General features: G+C 64.7%; 20 protein-coding genes. 2 read left to right on the top strand and 18 right to left on the bottom strand.

Annotated features, from left to right (window positions below; translation table 11 throughout):
- Positions 1-8: 8 nt before the first annotated feature.
- The 8 genes from QMK22_RS08190 to infC all read right to left on the bottom strand — a co-directional run bounded on the left by QMK22_RS08190 (position 9) and on the right by infC (position 5,770).
- The gene (locus QMK22_RS08190; protein WP_283497140.1) at positions 9-920 is read right to left on the bottom strand and encodes an amino acid ABC transporter permease; all 912 of its coding nucleotides are present in this window, start codon (positions 918-920) and stop codon (positions 9-11) included.
- Complete coding sequence (locus QMK22_RS08195) at positions 917-1,564, bottom strand: amino acid ABC transporter permease (RefSeq protein ID WP_283497141.1); 648 nt, start codon at positions 1,562-1,564, stop codon at positions 917-919. Before QMK22_RS08195 ends, QMK22_RS08190 begins: the two co-directional genes overlap by 4 nt.
- A gap of 100 nt (positions 1,565-1,664) precedes the next feature.
- Positions 1,665-2,534, bottom strand: a complete 870-nt coding sequence (locus tag QMK22_RS08200) for a glutamate ABC transporter substrate-binding protein (protein WP_283497142.1) — start codon at positions 2,532-2,534, stop codon at positions 1,665-1,667.
- A gap of 39 nt (positions 2,535-2,573) precedes the next feature.
- On the bottom strand, positions 2,574-3,362 hold the full coding sequence (locus QMK22_RS08205; protein ID WP_283497143.1) for an amino acid ABC transporter ATP-binding protein: 789 nt from the start codon (positions 3,360-3,362) through the stop codon (positions 2,574-2,576).
- Positions 3,363-3,464: 102 nt separating this feature from the next.
- Complete coding sequence (locus tag QMK22_RS08210; RefSeq protein WP_283497144.1) at positions 3,465-4,265, bottom strand: TrmH family RNA methyltransferase; 801 nt, start codon at positions 4,263-4,265, stop codon at positions 3,465-3,467.
- A 146-nt stretch (positions 4,266-4,411) separates the two neighbouring features.
- Positions 4,412-4,804: a 50S ribosomal protein L20 gene (gene rplT, locus QMK22_RS08215; protein WP_104196972.1), complete on the bottom strand. Its 393-nt coding sequence runs from the start codon at positions 4,802-4,804 to the stop codon at positions 4,412-4,414.
- Positions 4,805-4,854: 50 nt separating this feature from the next.
- On the bottom strand, positions 4,855-5,049 hold the full coding sequence (gene rpmI / locus QMK22_RS08220; RefSeq protein WP_092111710.1) for a 50S ribosomal protein L35: 195 nt from the start codon (positions 5,047-5,049) through the stop codon (positions 4,855-4,857).
- Positions 5,042-5,770 (bottom strand): translation initiation factor IF-3, encoded by a 729-nt coding sequence (gene infC, locus QMK22_RS08225; protein ID WP_502857325.1) that lies wholly within the window; start codon positions 5,768-5,770, stop codon positions 5,042-5,044. Before infC ends, rpmI begins: the two co-directional genes overlap by 8 nt.
- 187 nt (positions 5,771-5,957) lie before the next feature.
- On the opposite strand from infC, the gene QMK22_RS08230 reads away from it, so the two are divergent.
- The gene (locus tag QMK22_RS08230; protein WP_283497145.1) at positions 5,958-6,323 is read left to right on the top strand and encodes a DUF1844 domain-containing protein; all 366 of its coding nucleotides are present in this window, start codon (positions 5,958-5,960) and stop codon (positions 6,321-6,323) included.
- Between the two features lie 21 nt (positions 6,324-6,344).
- Here QMK22_RS08230 and QMK22_RS08235 read toward each other — a convergent pair whose 3' ends face one another.
- The 8 genes from QMK22_RS08235 to QMK22_RS08270 all read right to left on the bottom strand — a co-directional run bounded on the left by QMK22_RS08235 (position 6,345) and on the right by QMK22_RS08270 (position 16,330).
- Positions 6,345-7,133 (bottom strand): DNA-formamidopyrimidine glycosylase family protein, encoded by a 789-nt coding sequence (locus QMK22_RS08235; RefSeq protein WP_283497146.1) that lies wholly within the window; start codon positions 7,131-7,133, stop codon positions 6,345-6,347.
- On the bottom strand, positions 7,126-11,793 hold the full coding sequence (locus QMK22_RS08240) for an ATP-dependent helicase (protein ID WP_283497147.1): 4,668 nt from the start codon (positions 11,791-11,793) through the stop codon (positions 7,126-7,128). Before QMK22_RS08240 ends, QMK22_RS08235 begins: the two co-directional genes overlap by 8 nt.
- A 57-nt stretch (positions 11,794-11,850) precedes the next feature.
- Positions 11,851-12,708, bottom strand: a complete 858-nt coding sequence (locus tag QMK22_RS08245) for an SseB family protein (protein ID WP_283497148.1) — start codon at positions 12,706-12,708, stop codon at positions 11,851-11,853.
- Entirely contained in the window at positions 12,709-13,455 is a 747-nt protein-coding gene (gene priA / locus QMK22_RS08250; RefSeq protein ID WP_283497149.1) for a bifunctional 1-(5-phosphoribosyl)-5-((5-phosphoribosylamino)methylideneamino)imidazole-4-carboxamide isomerase/phosphoribosylanthranilate isomerase PriA, read from the bottom strand. It lies immediately after the preceding gene.
- Positions 13,456-13,533: 78 nt separating this feature from the next.
- Positions 13,534-14,166, bottom strand: coding sequence for an imidazole glycerol phosphate synthase subunit HisH (gene hisH / locus QMK22_RS08255; protein ID WP_283497150.1), 633 nt, complete (start codon positions 14,164-14,166; stop codon positions 13,534-13,536).
- The gene (hisB, locus tag QMK22_RS08260) at positions 14,163-14,786 is read right to left on the bottom strand and encodes an imidazoleglycerol-phosphate dehydratase HisB (RefSeq protein ID WP_283497151.1); all 624 of its coding nucleotides are present in this window, start codon (positions 14,784-14,786) and stop codon (positions 14,163-14,165) included. Before hisB ends, hisH begins: the two co-directional genes overlap by 4 nt.
- Before the next feature lie 9 nt (positions 14,787-14,795).
- Entirely contained in the window at positions 14,796-15,920 is a 1,125-nt protein-coding gene (locus tag QMK22_RS08265; RefSeq protein WP_502857329.1) for a histidinol-phosphate transaminase, read from the bottom strand.
- A 14-nt stretch (positions 15,921-15,934) separates the two neighbouring features.
- Entirely contained in the window at positions 15,935-16,330 is a 396-nt protein-coding gene (locus QMK22_RS08270; RefSeq protein ID WP_283497153.1) for a LysM peptidoglycan-binding domain-containing protein, read from the bottom strand.
- A 291-nt stretch (positions 16,331-16,621) separates the two neighbouring features.
- Here QMK22_RS08270 and lexA point away from each other — a divergent pair, with 291 nt between their 5' ends.
- Positions 16,622-17,326 carry a transcriptional repressor LexA gene (gene lexA, locus QMK22_RS08275; RefSeq protein WP_283497154.1) on the top strand — a complete coding sequence of 235 codons (705 nt, stop codon included), beginning with the start codon at positions 16,622-16,624 and terminating at the stop codon, positions 17,324-17,326.
- A gap of 87 nt (positions 17,327-17,413) precedes the next feature.
- Here lexA and metE read toward each other — a convergent pair whose 3' ends face one another.
- Both metE and QMK22_RS08285 read right to left on the bottom strand, forming a co-directional pair.
- Positions 17,414-19,756 (bottom strand): 5-methyltetrahydropteroyltriglutamate--homocysteine S-methyltransferase, encoded by a 2,343-nt coding sequence (gene metE, locus QMK22_RS08280; protein ID WP_283497155.1) that lies wholly within the window; start codon positions 19,754-19,756, stop codon positions 17,414-17,416.
- Positions 19,757-19,858: 102 nt separating this feature from the next.
- On the bottom strand, positions 19,859-20,848 hold the full coding sequence (locus QMK22_RS08285) for a methylenetetrahydrofolate reductase (protein WP_283497156.1): 990 nt from the start codon (positions 20,846-20,848) through the stop codon (positions 19,859-19,861).
- Positions 20,849-21,011 lie beyond the last annotated feature (163 nt).

Here is a 21,011-nt window from a genome sequence, read left to right on the forward strand (position 1 = left end):
TCGACCCATTATCTCCCTTGGCCTGGCGTCGGTCCCCCAGCGCCCACGAGGCCGGGCGCACCGTCCAGGTCAGAGTCCTCGTCGGGGGTGAGCGTGACACCGCCGGCTTTCGCCCCTGTTCGCCGCGCGATGATTCGAGCCGCCCACGAGAGCAGCAGGTTCATCGTGAGGTAAATCGCGAGCACGACGAAGAAAAACGAGAAAGCATACCTGCTGCCGAAGAAGTTCGTCAGGTTGGCACCGGTGCGCAGGAGCTCTCCGTAGCCGACCACGAACGCGAGCGACGTGTCCTTCAGGAGCACGACGAGCTGCGCGATGATGATCGGCAGCATCTGCCGGAAGGCCTGCGGGAATTCGATCCGAAAGCGGGTCGAAATTGGCGTCAGACCGATGGAGAGTCCCGCCTCGCGCTGCCCGCGGGGTAGCGATGCGATGCCCGCCCGGAGTGCCTCGCCGATGATGGCGCCGTTGTACACCGCGAGGGCTGCGACACCGGCCCAGAACGAACCGGTCGAGAAGACCAGCAGCATGAACAGCATCATCAGCAGGACAGGCATGCCGCGAACGAACTCGAGCACAATCGTCGCCGGAATCCGGACCCACTTCGTTTCGGATGACCGGGCGAAGGAAAAGACGATTCCGAGCACCAGCGCAAACGCGGCAGCGACGGCGGCCATGCGGAGGGTGTTCACGGCCCCCTGCCCGAGTGTGCGCCACACCTGGACGTCGGAGAAGACATCCCATCGGCTCGCATCCCACAAGCCGGGTTGGACGGCGCCGTTCGCGCTGACTTTGGGCGCTCCAAGGGCCAGGATCAGCCAGACCAGGCCGCCGATGATGACCACGGCGCCGATCACAGAGATGACCCTCGATCGGATGATGGCCTTCGGGCCGGGAGCGTCGTAGAGTACCGAGGTCATCGGAGTACCGCCACCTTCTTCTCGACCCTGGCGGCAATGACACCGAGGGAAACGGTAATAAGCAGGTAGAACGCGGCAACCGCGAGCAAAATCGCGAGTACTTCGTCACCGCGCACGTTGGTCACCTTGCGCGCGGCACCGAACAACTCGAAGACGAAGAAGGCGCCAGCGACGGAGGTGTTCTTGGTAAGGGCGATCAAGACGTTGATCAGCGGTGGGATCACCATGCGCACGGCCTGGGGCATGACGATGAAAGAGAGCGTCTGGCCGAATGTCAGGCCGATGCTGCGGGCCGCCTCCGCCTGTCCGACGTGCACACCGTTGACGCCGGAGCGCAAGGCCTCGGCGATGAACGGCGACGTATAGACGGTCAGCCCGATCGCGGCCAGCGTGAAGTAGCCGGGCTGGTAGTTCAGGTACGGCAGCAGGACGGCGCAGAAGAACAGGACTAGCGTCAGCGGGGTGTTACGGATGATCTCCGTATAGACGGTGGCGAATCCGCGGAACGATCCAACCGGCGAGATGCGCAGCCCGGCCACGATGAGGCCGAGCAGCAGCGCCCCGACGCCGGCGATGCCGAGCAGAGCCAGCGTGTTCCTGAATCCTTCAAGGAAGGTGGGCAGGTTTTCGATAACCGCGTCCACGGCTCACTTCCTTCTGTCTTCTGTACGTGCGTCGATCAAGCAAAACCAATTGGGGCGGTCCGGCCAGGTTGCAGCCGGCCCGCCCCAGTCAGCAGGACTGTTAGTAACGGTCGACGGCCGGCGGTGTCGGGGTCTTGAGCACCTTTCCGGCGGTCGCCTCCCACGCGGCTGCCCAGGAACCATCCGTGTAGGACTCCTCGAGCGTGTCGTTGATGAATGCGCGGAACGCGTCATCGCCCTTCTTCAGTCCGATTCCGTACGGTTCCTGAGTGAAGGGATTGCTGATGACCTCGAATTCGCCCGCGTTCTGGTCGGCAAGGCCGGCCAGAATGACGTTGTCGGTGGTCACAGCGACGACCTCGCCGCTGCGCAGCGGGGCGAGGCACTTGGAGTAGGCGTCGGTCGTGATCACGTTGTCGGTGTACTCGGCGATGTTCTTCTCCGAGGTGGAGCCGCTGACGGTGCACACGGGCTTTCCGGTCAAATCTTCCGGTCCAGTGATTTTGTCGGGGTTACCGGCCAGCACGAGCAGGTCCTGCCCCGCTTCGTAGTACGGCCCCGCGAAGTCGATCTTTTCCTTGCGCACGTCATTGATCGTGTACGTGGCAATGACGATGTCGACCTCGCCGTTCTCGATGAACAGCTCGCGGTTGGCCGAGACGGTCTCTTTCCACTTGATGTCGTCGGCTTTGATGCCGAGCTTCGCCGCGATCAGCTTGCCGATTTCGACGTCGAAGCCGACAGGTTTGTCGTCGGGGCCGAGCAGGCCGAACAGCGGCTGATCAAACTTGGTTCCGATGGTCATGGTGCCCGCCTCGCTCAGTGCGGCCATGGTTGTGCCGGCTTCAAAGGTGGGGGCCTCCGCGACTGGCGCGGCCGACGGCGAAGTGGCGGAGTCGGTGCAACCGCTCAGCGCGAGCGCGCCCACAAGGCCGATGGCCGAAATCAGTAGACCTTTTTTGAGTCTCATGGTTCTTCTCCTGCTTGCTGTGGTTTTCCTGCGCACCAGTTAGTGAGCAAGGATTTTCGAGAGGAATTCCTTCGCTCTCGCGCTCTGGGGGTTGGTAAAGAACTCCTCAGGAGTGGTCTCCTCGACGATTTCGCCCTCAGCCATAAAGATGACTCGGTCTGCGGCCTTGCGAGCGAAACCCATCTCGTGCGTGACAACGATCATGGTCATTCCATCGTTGGCGAGGTCGACCATGACCTCAAGAACCTCGTTAATCATCTCGGGGTCGAGTGCGCTGGTCGGTTCGTCGAGCAGAATGACCTTCGGGTCCATGGCCAGGGTCCTCGCTATGGCGACACGCTGCTGCTGACCGCCCGACAGCTGCGCCGGCATCTTCTTGGCCTGGTTGGCCACCCCGACGCGCTCGAGCAGTGCCATCGCCTTTTCTTCAGCGGCGGCCTTCGACATGCCGCGCACCTTAATCGGTCCGAGGGTCACGTTCTGGAGCACGGTCTTGTGCGCGAACAGGTTGAAAGCCTGAAAGACCATGCCCACGTCGGCGCGCAGGTGAGCGAGCGCCTTACCCTCGGCGGGCAGCTTCACACCGTCGATGGTGATCACGCCGTCATCGATGGTTTCGAGGCGGTTGATGGCCCGGCACAGAGTCGATTTTCCCGACCCGCTCGGTCCGATCACTACGACCACCTCGCCGCGGTTGACCACGGCGTTGATGTTCTTGAGAACGTGCAGTTCGCCATAGTGCTTATTGATGTTTTTGACTACTACTAGCGGCTCACCGCGGCGAACCGTGATGTTCGACGTTGCCGGGGGCGAATCTGTTGGCTCCATAGCCCCAACCTAGGGGAGAAACGCGCGCTAGGCACACTAAATGCCCGGACAGTAACGCAGTTGTAATAGTCCGGGCATTGCGTGATTGTGCTGTATTGCAGGTCAGGCGCGCTGAGCGAACGCACTTTCATACAGGCAGACGGATGCCGCGGTCGCCAAGTTCATCGACTCGGCTTCGCCGTAGATCGGCACACTGATGCTGCGGTCGACCCGGGCGAGGTCTTCGTCGGTCAGGCCGCGGGCTTCGTTGCCGAATAGCCACACCGTCGGAGCAGCGAGCAAGCCCTCGTTGCGGGCGCTGAGCAGGTCTGAGCCCTTGATGTCGGCCGCGAACAGTTGCAGGCCGGCGGAGCGAGCGCGGTCGAGCACGTCCGAGAGATCGGCCGCGATGGCGACGGGCAGGTGAAAGATGGAGCCGGTCGAAGAACGAATGACCTTGGGGTTGTACAGGTCAACGCTGCGCCCGGTGAGGATGACGGCATCCGCACCGGCTGCATCCGCTGCCCGAATGATCGTGCCGGCGTTGCCCGGGTCGCGCACCTCTTCGAGGATGGCTACGAGCTTGGGCTCGGCGTTGAAGATTTTCTTGACCGAAGTGGGGAATTGGTGGCAGACGGCCACGAAGCCTTGCGGGGTGACCGTGTCGGCCATCGCCTCGAGCACCTCTTCGGAGACGAATTCAACCTCGACCTGGGCCTCAATCGCCTTCTGGGCCAGATCGGTGTAGCGGTCCAGCGCGGTGGGAGTGGCAAACAGCTCCACGACCAGCTCGGGACGAAAGGTGAGGGCTTCGGCAACGGCCTGCGGGCCTTCGAGCAGAAACAGACCGGACTCGAGACGCGCGTCGCGCTTGGCAAGTTTGGCGACGGAACGGACGCGCGGTGAACGTGGATTATCAAGCATGTATCCAGTTTAGGCGAACGATGTCGGATGCAGAAAAGGAGCGGGTGACCAGGTCACCCGCTCCTTGCTGTCTAACGTGAAACTACCGAATGTTCGCCGCGTTCACGCCCAGGAGGCAGACGGCGGCGAAGATTCGGGATAGCGCATTACGCCGTGACGGCGACCTTCGGTGCCGAGGTGTCGGCGGGAAGGGCTGCCTTGGCGCTCTCGACGAGGGCAGCGAACGTTGCTGCCTCGTTGACCGCGAGGTCGGCGAGGATACGACGGTCAACCTCGATGCCGGCCAGGCCGAGGCCCTGGATCAGACGGTTGTACGTCAGGCCGTTGGCGCGCGACGCAGCGTTGATCCGCTGGATCCACAGGCGACGGAAGTCACCCTTGCGTGCACGACGGTCACGGTAGCTATAGGTGAAGGAGTGAGTGAGCTGCTCCTTGGCCTTGGTGACCAGGCGTGAACGCTGACCGCGGTAGCCCTTGGCGCGTTCGAGAATAACGCGGCGACTCTTGTGGGCGTTGACGGCCCTCTTTACTCTTGCCATTTTTTACAAATCCTTATTCGTTGACGAGGCCTGGAATACAGACCTAAAAGTTACAGACCGAGAAGCTTCTTGATGGTCTTCTGATCCGACTTAGCGAGCACCTGGTCCTGGTTCAAACGGGACTTGCGCTGCGTGCTCTTGACCTCGAGATTGTGACGAAGTCCGGCCTGCTGCTTCATGATCTTTCCGCTTCCGGTGACCTTGAAACGCTTCTTGGTTCCGGAGTGGGTCTTCATCTTAGGCATGTGGTTCCTCCTGTTTCGCTGCCTTGTCGGCAACCTTGTCTGCCTTATCGGCTACCTTGTCTGCCTTCTCGGCAGCCTTGTGGGCGTTGATCTCAGCCTTGGCTTCTGACTTGTTCTTCAACGGGCCAATCACCATGACCATGTTTCGACCGTCGATCATCGGAGTAGATTCCACGGAACCGTACTCGGCGACGTCCTCGGCAAATTTTTGGAGCAGACGTACGCCCTGATCGGGCCGTGACTGTTCACGGCCACGAAAAAGAATCATGGCCTTGACCTTGTCTCCGGCCTTCAGGAAGCCTTCGGCGCGTTTGCGCTTGGTCTCGTAGTCGTGCGTGTCAATCTTGAGACGGAAACGAACCTCTTTCAGGATCGTGTTCGCCTGGTTGCGCCTGGCCTCCTTGGCCTTCTGCGCAGCCTCGTACTTGAACTTGCCGTAGTCCATGATCTTGGCCACGGGCGGCTTGGCTTCGGGTGCAACTTCGACGAGGTCGAGGTCGGCATCTTGTGCCAGGCGCAGGGCAACATCAATCGCCACGACCCCGACCTGTTCGCCGTTGGGACCAACGAGACGAACTTCGGGGACGCGTATACGGTCATTTGTACGGGGATCGCTGATGCGTCTCTCCTCTTGGTTAACTTCGTGATCACAACCAGCCAGCGGATGCCGACCGGGGACGAAGAGAGGAAAATCACGCGTTTTCCACGCCAACTTGTTCATTGGCCTGTCTTACACGGCACCCTGTCTACCCTCACCCTGCCACCTTCCCGAAGGAGGTGAAAACGCGACGGCGGAGTGCAATCTACCCGGTAACCTTGATGAAGCGGTATGCGCGGGTGGGAGATTCTCCACTTTCGTACCGAGACTATTGTCCCGGAACCGATGATCAGCCTAGCAGAGGAATGCAGTGAGCCAAAGTTTTGAGAACGATACGAGTTTTGAGCAGGATGCGGCACAAGCTACACGCGATATCGCCGATGTAGCCGCCGTGGAGATTATCACCACAGCGGCGGTGCATCTGATGAGCGCGGCCGCGGTGAAGTGCGGACTCGCTGAAGACCCCGACGCCCAGATCGACCTCGACGAGGCTCGCAAGTTGATCAACGCCCTCGCCGGCCTGGTGGTTGCCGCCTCCCCCGACATCGCCGACATGCACGCCCGCAGCCTGCGCGACGGCCTGCGTTCCCTGCAGCTCGCCTTCCGCGAGGCGTCCTTCGTGCCGGACGCGATCGGCGAGGGCCCCGGCGAAAAGCTCACCGGCCCGGTCAACTGACTGGCGCTTGTCACACCGGGTTTAGATCTGGCAGCTGGGGCACCAGAAGGTGTTGCGCTGTTCGACATCACTGCGGCCCAGGGTGCCGCGCTGGATGCGGGCGCCGCAACGTCGGCACGCCTGACCGCCTCGCCCGTAAACCCACGTTTGGGCTCCGCGCCGCACGTTACCGGTGGTCGTGCGTTCGTCGCGGTCTCTGTTGGCCAGGATCAGGCGCCGGGCCAGGGCGACGAGCCCGGCAACATCGCTCACCTCGGCCATAGGCCGGGTCGGCAGCAGTCCGCGCAGAAAGCACAGTTCGTTCACGTAGACATTGCCGAGTCCGGCCAGGTTGCGCTGGTCGGCGAGGGCGAGAATAACCGGCTGATCGGGGCCGGCAGTGAGGTTCGCGGCGGCCTCGACGCTTACGGCCGCGGTCCAATCGGTGTCGAGCAAGTCGGGTCCGAGGTAGCCGACCACCTCGGCTTCTGCCCGGGTCGGCACGAGCTCGAGCACGCCGAGTTCAAACCCGACCGCGACCCACTCGGCCGTCTGCAGCACGATGCGCGCCTGAAAGGCGGGCCGCTGCCACCGCGTTCCCGGTCGATACAGGTGCCAGGCACCCTCCATTTTGAGATGCGAGTGGATGCTCGTACTTCCGACCCGATGCAGCAAGTGCTTGCCGCGACTCACGACCTCGTGCACGGTCTGCCCGGTCAGGTCAACGGTTGCGAAAGCGGGTACCCGAATGTCGCAGCCGGTGAGGATGCTGCCGCGCAGGGCCTGGTCGAGGCTGCGAGCCGTGCGGTAGACGGTATCTCCCTCAGGCACGCAGCCTCAGCCCCTTCGGTGTCTCGGTGAACCCGGCGGCGGCGAGGGCCCGGCCGAGCCCGGTGCCAATCACAAAGAGCCCGTTCGCCGTTTCGACCGCGATCTTCTGCACTCGGCCGGAGGTGACCAGGTCGGCCAGGCTCGCCGTGGCGGCCGCAAGAAGGGCGTCATCGGACTCGAAAGCCACGACGGTCTTACCACCACGCTCGACGTAGAGCACGAGGGCGCCGTCGACGAGTACGACGAGCGCGCCCGCCTTACGGCCGGGGCGATGGGTGGTCTTGCCGGGCAGCGCTGGCCACGGCAGAGCAGCGCCGTAGGCGTTGGCCGGGTCGGTTGCCGCGAGGGTGACCGCGGCGCTGGGTGCGGACCCGCGCTCAACGCCGGGCGTGGCAGATGCCCCGACCGCGAAGGTGCGCAGCCGGTCGATCGTTCCGCCCGTCGCAAACTGTGCCGCACCGAGGCCCTCGATGAAGTAGCCGCGTCGACAGCGTGCCATTTCTTCGAATCCGGTGAGGGTGCGGTAAACGAGGGAGAATCCGCCGAGCACACCCTCCGCCATCACAGCCCCGCGGGTCACCACACCGTAGCGTTCGAGCAGGGTCTCCCCCAGTGCGTGCGCGCGACGGGTCGGTGAGTCGTCGGCCACGGGCAGGATCGACCAGCGACCCGACACCGTGGGCGGACCGCTGCGACTGGGCAGGCTCGGCCGCGGCATAGATCGTCCGCGATGCACTCGGGCGCGCGGCACGGCCCGGTTCTGCCGGTGGGCGGTGTGTCCGCCGGACAACAGCGATCGCACCGGGGCGAAGGTGTCGTTATTGATCAGCCCGGCCCAGACCAGATCCCACAGCGCGTGCACGAGTTCGCGATCGTCCTGGCTGCCGACGGCATCGGCGAGCTGCCGGAAGAAGTAGGCACCGCCGCTGCCCAGGGTCGCCAGGATCTCCTGTTGGAGGGGCGTCGTTTCAACATCGATCGGCAGCGGCAGGGTGAGCTGGGCGGTTTCGGCGAGGTGCAGGCTGACCCAGCCGTCGTTGCCGGCGAGGGTTCCCGCACCCGCCCAGAGCACCTCCCCCGCATTGGTGAGCTCGTCGAGCATGCCCGGCCGGTAGTCGCTGATCCGGGCCGGCAGGATGAGCGTCTCCCAGGCGGAGGCCGGAATGCGCGCGCCCTCGAGCTGCTCCACAACGGATGCGACACCGTCGATTCCGCGCAGTTTGCCGCCCACGTGTTGCCACACCGGCAGAAACCGGCCAATGGCGCGCTGGTCGACCGGCTCGACCTCGTGTCGCAGTGCCGCGAGGGAACGACGCCGGAGGCGCCGCAGCACCTCGGCGTCGCACCATTCCAGGCCGGTGCCGTTCGGGCGGAATTCGCCGGCCACGATGCGTCGGGCGTCGGCGAGGCGGCCCAGGGCGATCTGCACGACGGCCGCACCGAGTCCGAACCGGTCGGCGACGGCCTGCGTGCTGAAGGGTCCGTGCGAGCGGGCATAACGACTCACCAGATCGCCGAGCGGGTCCGTCACGGATTCCGTGAACGCGGCGGACACGCCGAGCGGCAGGGGCACTCCCAGGGCATCGCGCAGCCGACTCGCGTCTTCAACCGCTGCCCATCGGTCCTCGCCTCCAATGTTGACGCGGATGGCGCGGCGGGCGGCGACAAGATCAAACAGGACGGGCTCGGCGTCGAGAACGGCTGCCGCTGCGGGCGGGGGCTGCGAGTCGGGTGCCGGAGCGAGCATCCGCTCGGCAACCTCGATGGTGCTGAGCGGGCCGAGGTTGCGCAGCAGGTCGGCCACCCCTTCCGTACCCTTGGCCAGGTAGTCGGGGGCGATCCGTTGCAACTCGTGGTCGGTCTGGTCGATGACCGTCGGGTCGAGCAGCTCCCGCAGTTCAACCCGACCGAGAAGTTCGGCGAGCAGGCTCGAGTCGATCGCGAGGGCGGTGGCACGGCGCTCGGCCAGCGGGGTGTCACCCTCGTACATGAACGCAGCCACGTAGCCGAACAGGAGCGTGCTCGCGAACGGGCTGGCGGTCTCGGTCGTGATCTCGACCAGGCGCACCTCACGGGAGGCGATCTGGCGAGAGAGCACCCCAAGAGCGGGCAGGTCATAGACGTCCTGCAGGCATTCCCGCAGTGTCTCGAGAATGATCGGAAAGGTAGGAAAGGTGCGGGCGACGTCGAGCAGCTGTGCGGCCTTTTGCCGTTGCTGCCAGAGCGGCGAACGGGCGCCGGGCTTATACCGCGGTAACAGCAGTGCCCGCGCGGCACACTCGCGAAAGCGGGAAGCGAACAGGGCCGAGCCGCCGACCTCATCGGTCACGAGCTGCTCGAGCTCATCGGGGTCGAACACGAACAATTCGCTGCCGGGCGGTTCGGTTTCGGTGTCGGGAATGCGCACGACGATGCCGTCATCACTAGCCACGCAGGAGCCGTCGATTCCGAATCGTTCCCGCACGCGGGCGCCGACCGCGAGCGCCCACGGTGCGTGTACCGGGGTGCCGAACGGGGAGTGCAACACGACCCGCCAGTCCCCCAGCTCATCGCGGAACCGTTCAACCATGAGGGTACGGTCGGATGGCAGCTGGCCAGTGGCGGCGCGCTGCTCGGCGAGGAATGCCAGCAGGTTGTTGACGGCCCGCTCGTCGAGTCCACCGACGCCGCAGCGCGTGCGGGCCTGGTCGGCCGGCAAGCTGCCGATCTCCCGCACGAAAGCACCGATGGCCTGCCCCAGTTCGGCCGGGCGGCCGAGGCCGTCACCCTTCCAAAAGGGGAGCCTCCCCGGCTGCCCGAAGGCGGGTGCGACCAGCACCCGGTCGTGGGTGATTTCCTGGATGCGCCAGCTCGTGGTGCCCAGTGCGAAGACGTCGCCCACGCGCGACTCGTAGACCATCTCTTCGTCGAGCTCACCGACCCGTTTACCGGTGACCTGTTCACCGCCGACCATAAAGACGCCGAACAATCCGCGGTCGGGAATGGTGCCGCCGCTGGTCACGGCCAGACGTTGCGCGCCGGGGCGACCGGTGAGGGTGCCGGCGTCGCGATCCCAGACGATACGCGGGCGCAACTCGGCGAACTGGTCGGACGGGTACCGCCCGGCAAGCAGGTCGAGCGTAGCCTCGTAGGCCGAGCGGGGCAGAGTGGCAAACGGGGCGCTGCGGCGCACGGTTTCAAACCAGGTTTCCACGTCAATGGGCTCGAGGGCACAGGCGGCGACGGTCTGTTGGGCCAAGATGTCGAGCGGGTTGGTGGGCACGCGCAACGACTCGATGGCACCGGCCACCATGCGCTCGGCGGCTACCGCGGCATGGATGAGATCGGCACGATGCTTGGGGTAGATGACTCCGCGGCTCACCTCACCCACCTGGTGCCCGGCCCGGCCGAGCCGCTGCAGCCCGCTCGAGACGGATGGCGGCGACTCCACCTGCACCACTAAATCGACGGCGCCCATATCGATGCCGAGTTCGAGGCTCGACGTGGCCACGACACAGCGCAGCCGCCCCGACTTCAGGTCATCTTCAATGAGCGCACGCTGCTCTTTGCTGACCGAACCGTGATGCGCCCGCGCGAGCAGGGGTTCGACGCCGTCGGTCTGCCCGCTGGCCCCGATGAGCTGCGCCGGCTGCGGCACCGTTGCGAGGGAACCGGGCCTGCCGAGCGCACCCGTACTCTCCGACACGCCTGGAGCGCCGGCTGAGTGGGTGTCCCACGCCATACGCTCGGCATAGATCTCGTTCAACCGGGCGGTGAGCCGTTCGGTGAGCCGCCGGGAATTGGCGAACACAATGCTCGAGGAGTGCGCGAGCACCTCGTCGACGATGGCCTCCTCAACGTGGGGCCAGATCGATCCGGTCTGCGGCGCCGCAGCGGACGTGGCGCCCTCGTGTGGCGGTACCGGCCCGAGATCGCTCATATCGTCGACCGGAACGACCACTCGCAGGTCGAATCGTTTCAGCGCCGGCGGCGCCACGATCTGCACGGGGGCTGCTCCGCCAAGGAACCGAGCCACCTCACCCTGCGGGCGCACGGTGGCGGAGAGCCCAATCCGCTGGGCGGGTCGACTGAGCAGGGCGTCGAGTCGTTCGAGGGACACGGCCAGATGCGCGCCGCGCTTGCTCGCCGCGACAGCGTGCACCTCATCGATGATGACCGTCTGCACGGTGCGCAACGATTCGCGCGCCGCCGAGGTCAGCATGAGGAACAGTGACTCCGGGGTGGTGATGAGAATGTCGGGGGGCGAGGTGACCAGCTTGCGCCGGTCGGCGGCCGGGGTATCGCCGGAACGCACCCCCACCGTGACCCGCGGCGCCTCAAGCCCGAGCCGCTCTGCGGCACGACCGATCCCCACGAGGGGAGCGGTGAGGTTGCGTTCTACGTCGACGCCGAGTGCTTTGAGCGGCGAGATATAGAGCACGCGCGTGGACGGACCTGCCGAGGCTGCCGTTCCGCTGGCGGACCCATCGGCAGCCAGCTGATCGATGGCCCACAGGAACGCCGCGAGGGTCTTGCCCGATCCGGTGGGAGCTACGACGAGGGCGTGCGAGCCCAGCGAGATGGCGTTCCAGGCGCCGAGCTGCGCTGCTGTGGGAGCGGCGAACGCCTCGGTGAACCAGGCGCGCGTGGCCGGGGAGAATCGATCGAGAACGTCGGTCATACCGACATTCTGGCCTGAACCCCCGACAACGGCCTTGATCAGCCGGAAAACCAGAGGCTAGGTCGAGGCGACGAGCTTGACCCGCAGCGAATCAACACCCGTCGTAATGGCCTCGTTCTCGGACCATCGGGTGCCGAGCCGGCTCAGAATAGCGTCGAGGTCGGGCTGGGTGAGGCCATCGACCAATTCCAGTTGAACGACCAGTTCGGGTCCGTCGAGTCGGGCTTGGGGGTCACCGGCCAAGAGCTGAACAGACAGCACCGAAAGTTCCGTCGCAATCGACGCGGTGAAGGCGTCGGCGACATGATGACTGGCATAGCTGGGCGTCCACGGCAACGATTGCGCAATCGCCCACAGTGCCGGCCTCCGAATAACGAATTCTCCGGCCGAGGTCGGATCAAGCACGACGAGGTCGGTGTTTTCCTGCGCGGCGGCCAGGGCGACGCGCACGGCATCCGCTGGAACGGGCCGCGCCAGCGGGTTCCACGCCGTCATCGCCGCGGTCGAGGAGAAGGCGGGCAGCACGGTTCGACCGTCGGGGCCGGCTACGGTGATGATCGACAGTTCCTGGGTTTTGTCAATCGTTTGGCCGCGCGCGTTCAGGGCGGCCTCACCGAGTTTGGTCACCAGGGGGATAAGCAGGCGGGAATCACGAATGGCGTCGATGACGCTCTCTTCGCCGGCCTCCCTGGCCTGAAAACGAGCGAGCGCCTCCGCGAGTGCGGGGGGAGCAGTTCCATCGTCGCCGGCCTCGAGATTGGCCTCAAATTCGCGTCCGGCCCACGGTTGCCCGGCCGAGTCGGCGGTATTGTCCAGAGCGCTGGCAGTCGGCTCGTGCGCGTTTCCGGGCTCAGCTGAGGCACCCGGCCGGCCAGTAGGATCGCCCGTGGAACCGAGGTTTCGCGCCTTCGCCATTTAGGCCCCCGAGATGTCCAGCGCCTCGGCCATGGTGAACGCGCCGGCATAGAGGGCCTTGCCCACGATGGCGCCTTCGAGACCGAGCGGTACCAGCTTTCGCAGCGCATCGATGTCATCGAGGCTGGAAATACCGCCAGAGGCGATGACCGGCTTGCGGGTACGGTCCAGCACCTGACGCAGCAGGTCGATGTTCGGGCCCTGCAGGGTACCGTCCTTGGTGACGTCGGTGACCACGTAGCGGGCGCATCCGGCGGCCTCGAGACGCTCGAGAACCTGCCAAAGGTCTCCGCCGTCCTTGGTCCAGCCACGCGCGGCCAGGGTCGTGCCCCGTACGTCCAGGCCCACGGCAACGGCGTCGCCGTATTGTGCGATCACGCTGGCCGCCCATTCCGGGTTTTCCAACGCCGCGGTGCCGAGATTGATGCGTTTAACCCCGGTGGTCAACGCTGCCTCCAGGGATTCGTCATCACGGATGCCGCCGGAGAGCTCGATGTTGACGCCCTTGACCTGGCGGATGACCTTCTTGATCACGCCGGTGTTGGTACCCCGGCCGAAGGCCGCGTCAAGGTCGACGAGGTGAATCCACTCCGCACCTTGCCGTGCCCAGTCGGCCGCGGCGTCGACGGGATCACCATAATTCGTTTCGGTGCCGGCCTCGCCCTGCGTCAGGCGAACGGCCTTGCCGCCGGCCACATCGACGGCGGGCAGGAGGACAAGCCTCGGTGTCTTGTTGAACTCGCTCATTGGTGTCCTCGATCGGGCGGTCGCGCGGTGCGACCAATTTCAGGGGTGGTGCAGGTTGTGAAGTCTAGGCGCGCAGGGCTAGTGGCGCAGCGTGCCGATCCAGTTTTTCAACAAGTGGATGCCCGCCGCACCCGATTTTTCCGGGTGGAACTGGGTGGCGCTGAGCGGACCGTTTTCTATCGCGGCCAGGAACGGCGCGCCGTGTTCCGCCCAAGTCAGCCGGGGTTCGGGAAACGGCGGCATGACCTCGAGGGTCCAGGACTGTGCGGCGTAGGAGTGCACGAAATAGAACCGTTCTTCTTCGATTCCTCGAAACAGTTCGGAGTCGGGCGCGCTCGTGACGGTGTTCCAGCCCATGTGCGGCAGGATCGCTGCAGGAAGTTCGGTGACGGTTCCCGGCCATTCACCGAGGCCTTCGGTGTCGATGCCGCGTTCGACGCCGTGCTCAAACAGAACCTGCATACCCACGCAGATCCCCAGCACGGGTCGTCCGCCGGCGAGGCGGCGATCGACGATCTCGTCGCCGCGAACGGCTTTGAGGGCCTCCATGACGGCGCTGAAGGCACCGACACCGGGTACGACGAGTCCGTCAGCCTCGAGGGCCACCTTACGGTCACTCGTGAGGGTGACGTCAGCTCCGGCCAATTCGAGTGCTTTGACGGCGGAATGAACGTTTCCGGTGCCGTAGTCGAAGACAACGACCTGGGTCATAGTGCTCCCTTGGTAGAGGGGATTCCCTGCACGAGCGGGTCGAGAGCTTTGGCGAGGCGGAATGCCCGCGCAAAAGCCTTAAATTCGGCTTCGGCAATGTGGTGGGGGTCGCGGCCACCCAGCAACGTCACGTGCACGGTCAACCCGGCGTGGAAGGTGATGGCTTCAAAGACGTGACGCACCATGGAACCGGTGAAGTGTCCGCCGATGAGGTGAAATTCGAAGCCGGCCGGTTCCCCGCTGTGCACGAGGTATGGGCGCCCGGAGATATCGACGACGGCCTGCGCGAGCGCTTCATCCAGCGGGACGAGGGCGTCACCGTAACGGGAAATTCCCGATTTGTCGCCGAGGGCTTGCCGTATGGCCTGGCCGAGCACGATGCCCACGTCTTCGACGGTGTGGTGAACGTCGATTTCAATGTCGCCGGAGGCTCGCACCGTGAGGTCGGTCAGGGAGTGTTTCGCGAATGCCGTCAGCAGGTGGTCGTAAAACGGTACCGAGGTATGAATGTCGCTCACGCCCGTACCATCAAGGTTCAGCGAGAGATCGATGCTGGATTCACTCGTCTCCCGTTGCAGGTGTGCGACGCGGGGCGCGGAAGTACCAACAGATGAGCTCATGAGGCTAGTTTATTCGGCTCGGACCGATTCGGTTTTACCGGCGACGTCCGTCCGTCCCACTCGAGCCAAAGCATCCAGAAATTGTGAGGTCTCCTGCTCGGTGCCGGCCGATACGCGCAAGTGACCGGGAATGCCGACATCGCGAATCAGGATTCCCTCGGCGAGCAACGCCTCGAAGGTTCTCTGCGGGTTGGCCACTCCCCCGAACAGTACGAAGTTGCTCCAGCTTCGGTGTGGGGCATAGCCCAGACGCGCCAGCTCCACCACGAGCCGATCCCGTTGCCCGCGAATGTCATCGACCATGGCGAGCATTTCGGTGCTGTGGGCCAGAGCGGCATTGGCCGCGGCCTGGGTGAGGGCGGAGAGGTGGTAGGGCAGGCGAACCAGGCGCAGGGCATCCGTGACGGCCGGATCGGCGGCCAGGTAGCCCACCCGCACACCGGCAAAGGCGAAGGCCTTACTCATCGTGCGCGAGACCAACAGGCGTTCCCGACCGGGGAGCAGAGTGAGCGCGCTCGGGGTACCGACCGGCGCAAACTCCGCGTAGGCCTCGTCGACCACGACAATGCCGTCGGTCGCGTCGTAGGCGGCAGCGATCGTCTCGAGCGAGAGGGGGGTGCCCGTGGGGTTGTTCGGCGAGCAAAGAAAAATCACGTCGGGGTTGGTGCGACTGATTTCACTGACCACGGTCGCCGGAGAGAGTTCATAGTCGGCATCACGCACGCCCGGAATCCACGTGGTATCGGTTCCCGACGCGAGAATCGAGTACATCGAATAGGTCGGGGCAAATCCCAGCAAGCTGCGTCCCGGTCCGCCGAAAGCCTGCAGCACCTGCTGGAGTACTTCATTGGAACCGTTGGCCGCCCAGATGTTCTCGGCGCTCAGCCCCGCGCCGAGGTACCCGGCAAGGGCCACGCGCAGGTCGGTGAATTCGCGGTCGGGATACCTGTTCACCGAACGGAGGGCCTCGGCCAGGCTGGCGAGGATGTCGCGAGCGACCGCCTCGGGAACGGGGTGCGTGTTCTCGTTGACGTTGAGTGCAACCGGAACATGTAATTGCGGAGCACCATACGGTGTCAAACCTTGCAGGTTGGTGCGGAGTGGAAGATCTTGAAGACTGGTCACACCCTCCATGCTACGACGCCGTGCTACGACCCGGGAATTTGCAGGCGCTGGCCGGGCTGCAGCGTTTCGACGGAGAGGGCGTTCAGTCGCTTAATGTCGAAGACCACGTCGCGCGGATCACTGGACGGCGAAATTTCTTCGGCGAGGTCCCACAGGGTCTGGCCGGGCTCAACCGTGATGAATCGGGCGGAACCAACGTCGGTCGGCGAGTAGGCCAGCGTGGTCACAACGCCGGATTCGGTCGTGTATCTCATGAGGTCAATGCCCGACGCGGAATCCGACGCACCGGCTGCTCCCCCGTTGACGCTCAGGGCGACGGCGCCGAGCACGAGGGGCACGGCAGCGAGGGCGGTGAAGACCACTCGACCGCGGCGGGTCAGGCGGAGACGAGAGGCGGGGGCGTGTGGTGCTGTGGTCATGTCAAACCTCCAAGGTAGGCGGGCTGCGAGTCTCGTATTCGGTCCTCGGCCGGGAGGACCGAATACGAAACTATGTTCCGAATATAACTTCGAACAATCGAACATGCAAGCATTTTCTCGCCTCGGCCCGAGTTTTAGGGCAACACACTCGAATAAGTGTTTGTTTCAGGGGCGAGAACTGGATAAACTTTCGATAGGTCAATTGCTTGATTTACACTCAACCAGACACCACCGACATTCCCGCGTAACGTCTCTTCAGACCGTGCGGGACCGACTCCAGGAGCGCTCATCGTGACACAAGACACCAGCGGTACCCGCGACAAGGGCGGCACTCGGCGCCGCAAGAGTCTGAGCCAACGCCAGCTCGCAATTCTGGACGTGATTCAGCGTTCAGTGAGTTCGCGCGGCTACCCGCCGAGCATGCGTGAAATCGGTGATGCGGTCGGTCTCGCCTCGCTGTCGAGCGTCACCCACCAGCTCAACCAACTGGAGCTCAGCGGCTATCTCCGACGCGACCCCAATCGCCCCCGCGCGCTCGAAGTGCTCATTGAGATTCAGCGTGCCCCCGAAGACGTCAGCACCGGCGACCAGGACAGCTTTCATCAGGGCGTGCAGGTCGGCGATGCCGCGATGGTTCCCCTCGTCGGTCGCATTGCTGCGGGCATCCCCATCACTGCAGACCAGCAGATAGACGAAATTTTTCCGCTGCCCCGCCAACTCGTGGGCCAGGGCGAGCTGTTCATGCTCAAGGTCGTCGGTGAATCCATGATCGACGCCGCGATCTGCGACGGCGACTGGGTGGTCGTTCGCCAGCAGAAGACCGCGGAGAACGGCGAGATCGTCGCGGCGATGCTCGACAATGAAGCCACGGTGAAGGTTCTGCGCAAGCGCGACGGCCACACCTGGCTCCTTCCCCGCAACAGCAATTTCGAACCGATTGTCGGCGACTATGCCGACATTCTCGGCAAGGTCGTCGCGGTTCTACGCTCGGTCTGATATCCCGAAACGGAGTGGCTGCAAACACCATCGGTCGGGCTTGTCGAAACCAGCACACGCTGTGATTTCGACGAGCCCGACCAGCAGCTAAACGCCGACGACTGCCCCGCGGCGTTCGCGCACCACTCGGGTCGCGGCCAGCATGTTGTGCAGCGAGTGCACCGTCTCGTCATAGCCGCGCGTCTTCAGCCCGCAGTCGGGGTTCACCCACACCTGGCGTTCTGGAATAGACTCCAGGGCGGTATCCAGCAGCGCGGTCAGCTCCTCAACGCTCGGCACCCGCGGCGAGTGGATGTCGTAGATGCCCGCACCGATGCCGTGGTCAAACCCGCCAGCCTCGATCTCCCGCACCACCTCCATACGCGATCGTGCAGCTTCAATGCTTGTGACATCGGCGTCAAGGTTGCGAATGGCCTCGATCACCACGCCGAACTCGGAGTAACAGAGGTGCGTGTGAATCTGCGTTTCATCCGCTACACCCGCCGTGGCGAGACGGAAGGACCCGACCGACCAGTCGAGATAGTCCGCGTGATTCTTCTTTTTCAGCGGCAGCAGCTCCCGTAGCGCGGGCTCATCGACCTGGACGATCTTGATTCCGGCCGCCTCAAGGTCGCCGATTTCATCGCGCAGCGCGAGGGAAACCTGGCGTGCCGTCTCGCCGAGCGGCTGGTCATCACGCACGAACGACCAGGCCAGAATTGTCACCGGCCCGGTCAGCATGCCCTTGACGGGCTTAGCGGTCAAACTCTGCGCGTACACCGACCAGTCCACCGTAATCGGCGTCGGGCGCGATACATCACCCCACAAAATGGACGGTCGCGTGCAGCGGCTGCCGTAGGACTGCACCCAACCGTTCTCGGTCACGGCAAACCCGTCCAGGTTCTCGGCGAAGTACTGCACCATGTCGTTGCGTTCGGGTTCACCGTGCACGATCACATCCAGTCCGATCTCTTCCTGTAGCGCCACGACGCGTCCGATCTCGGCGCGCATCAGATTGCGGTAGTCCTGCGCAGCCAGGGTTCCCTTGAGAAACCGGGCCCGGGCCCGGCGAATGTCCGCGGTCTGCGGGAATGATCCGATCGTGGTCGTCGGCAGCGCCGGCAGCTGCAGCGCGGCGTCTTGGGCACTCAGACGATCCGCGTAGTTTCCCCGCCTGAAGTCACTATCGGTCAGTGCTGCAGCCCGCGCCCGCACCGATCCGTCGTGTACCCCCGGAGCGGTGCTTCGCGCGGCCAGCGCCGCCGCGGCGTCGGCCAGAGGCCCCGCAATCGCCGCCCGTCCGGCGGTGAGACCGCGCGCCAGAGTCGCTACCTGGATGACCTTCTGGTCGGCGAAGGCCAGCCAGCTCACCAGCGCGGCCGGTAGCGACTTTTCATCCCGCACGTCGTGCGGCACATGCAGTAGGGACGTCGAGGTGCACACGGAGACGGAATCGGAGAGCGCTCGAACGCTCTGTACGATCTCAAAGGCACCGGCCAGGTCGCCGCGCCAAATATTGTGCCCGTCAATGACCCCGGCGACGAGGGTCTTCTCGGCCAGTCCGGGTACCGCCAGCGGCACGGAGCCCCTGACCAGATCCAGGCCAATCGCCTCAACGGCGGTAGCGGCAAGCACCGGCAGGGCATCGTCGAGGCTGCCGTACGGGGCCGCAACGAATAGTCCCGGGCGGATACGGTGTTGGCCGAGCACTCCGTAAGCGGATGCGACAGCCGCCAACGTGTCGGCCCGCGGCACGTCGATGGACTCGCTGACCAGGCCCGGCTCGTCGAGTTGCACCCACTCGGCGCCGGCATCCGCTAGCCGCGTCAGTAACGCCGCGTAGACGGGAAGGAGGTCGTTCAGCCGCGACAGCGGGGAGAACCCGGCGGGCGCCTCATCGCTGGCCTTGCTCAGCAGCAGAAAGGTGACCGGGCCCACGAGCTGCGGGCGAGTGAGGAACCCGGCCGCTTTGGCCTCGACAAATTCCCGCACGATGCGGTCGCTGGCCAGTGAGAACACTGTTTCCGGGCCGATTTCGGGCACGAGGTAGTGGTAGTTGGAATCGAACCATTTGGTCATTTCCAACGGCAGGTTCTCGCCCTCGCCGCGCGCCAGGGTGAAGTAGCCGGTCAGGTCGAGGGTTCCATCGGCGGCGACGAGCTCAGCAAACCGTGTGGGAATCGCGCCGACGGCGACGATGGTGTCAAGCACCTGGTCGTAGTACGAGAACGACTCGGGGATCGACGAGTCGGTGCGACCGAATCCAAGATCGACGAGCCGGTCGCGGGTGGCCTGGCGCAGCCCGGCGGCCACGGTCTCGAGCTCGCCGGCGCTCATCGCGCCCGACCAGAACGCTTCGACGGCTTTTTTCAGTTCACGCCGTCGCCCGATCCGTGGATAGCCGAGGATGGTGCCGGTGGGAAATGCGGATGATGCGGGCGAAATGGGCATGATGATTCCTTCACTGGAGCGATATGGCTGAACTGGTGGGAGAGTACGAATGGGTTGGGGATGGGCCTGACGCGGAGCCGCTGGGCGACGAGGGCGTGAGGCCTAGAGCATGGCGGCGGGCACTGCAGCGGAGCGGACCTTGGGCGCCGGTAGTGCGCCGCAACCCTCGAGCACCTGGAGTACGGTGTCGTGCTGGTTGAAGGCGTAGAGGTGGAGTCCGGGGGCGCCGCCCGCGAGCACGTCCTGGCCGAGGCGCACAGCGTGGTCGATGCCGATCTGACGCTGTCCTTCCGCGGTCGGTTCGACCTCAAGCTGGATGGACAGTTCGGCCGGAAGTTTCTCGCCGGAGAGCTGCAGGATGCGCCGGAGCCGGTTAGGACTGGTGACGGGCATAATGCCGGGAAGAATGGGGAAGAGTACCCCGGCGGAGCGCGCGCGCTGGATGAAACTCAGGTAGTCGTCGGCGTGAAAGAACAGCTGGGTGATCGCGAGGTTGGCCCCGGCTGCCTGCTTGGCCAGGAGGGTGTCGATGTCCTGGATGACGGATCGGGAACTGGGGTGTCCGTTCGGGAACGCCGCAACGCCGATGCGCACCCTATCGCGTTCGGTTTTCACGCCGCGGGCGCCCGGCAGGCCGGGAATCACCGTTTCGATGTACGGTACCCGTTCGGCCTGGACCCGGTGGATGAGCTGGACCAGCTCCCCCGCGCTGTGCAGATCGCCGAGAAAGGTCGGATCTCCTTCGAGGGCGCCCTGGGGTGCATCTCCACGCACGGCAAGAAAACTGCGAATACCGGCGTCAAGAAATTCCCGGATGAGTCGGCTGGCCTCGGCGTGCGAGGAGCCGACGCAGGTGAGATGGGCCATGGCATCCGCTGACGTGTGGTCCTTGATGTAACGCAGAACGTCAAGCGAGGAATTGCGCGACGAACCGTTGGCGCCGTAGGTGACCGAAATGAACTCGGGGCCGGCTGCGGCCAGCTGATCGATGGTGCGGGTCAGCGCGGATGCTGCGGCCGCCGATTTGGGCGGGTACACCTCGAACGAGAACGCCGGACGGGCGTTGCACGCGGAAATCCCAGTCGCGGTCATGGTTCCTCATTCGGCAGTTGCGGTACAGCGGGTGGTGGCCGGGCGGCCGCGGACGCGCCAGGAATGGCGTTTCTTCGCGGGCGGATGCCGGGCTCGGCTGTCGCTCCATGCCGGGGAACGAATTCCGTCGACAACGATTGATTAGACACTAACAACACCGACG

The sequence above is a fragment of the Cryobacterium sp. PH29-G1 genome, from assembly GCF_030063365.1.
Classification (GTDB): domain Bacteria; phylum Actinomycetota; class Actinomycetes; order Actinomycetales; family Microbacteriaceae; genus Cryobacterium.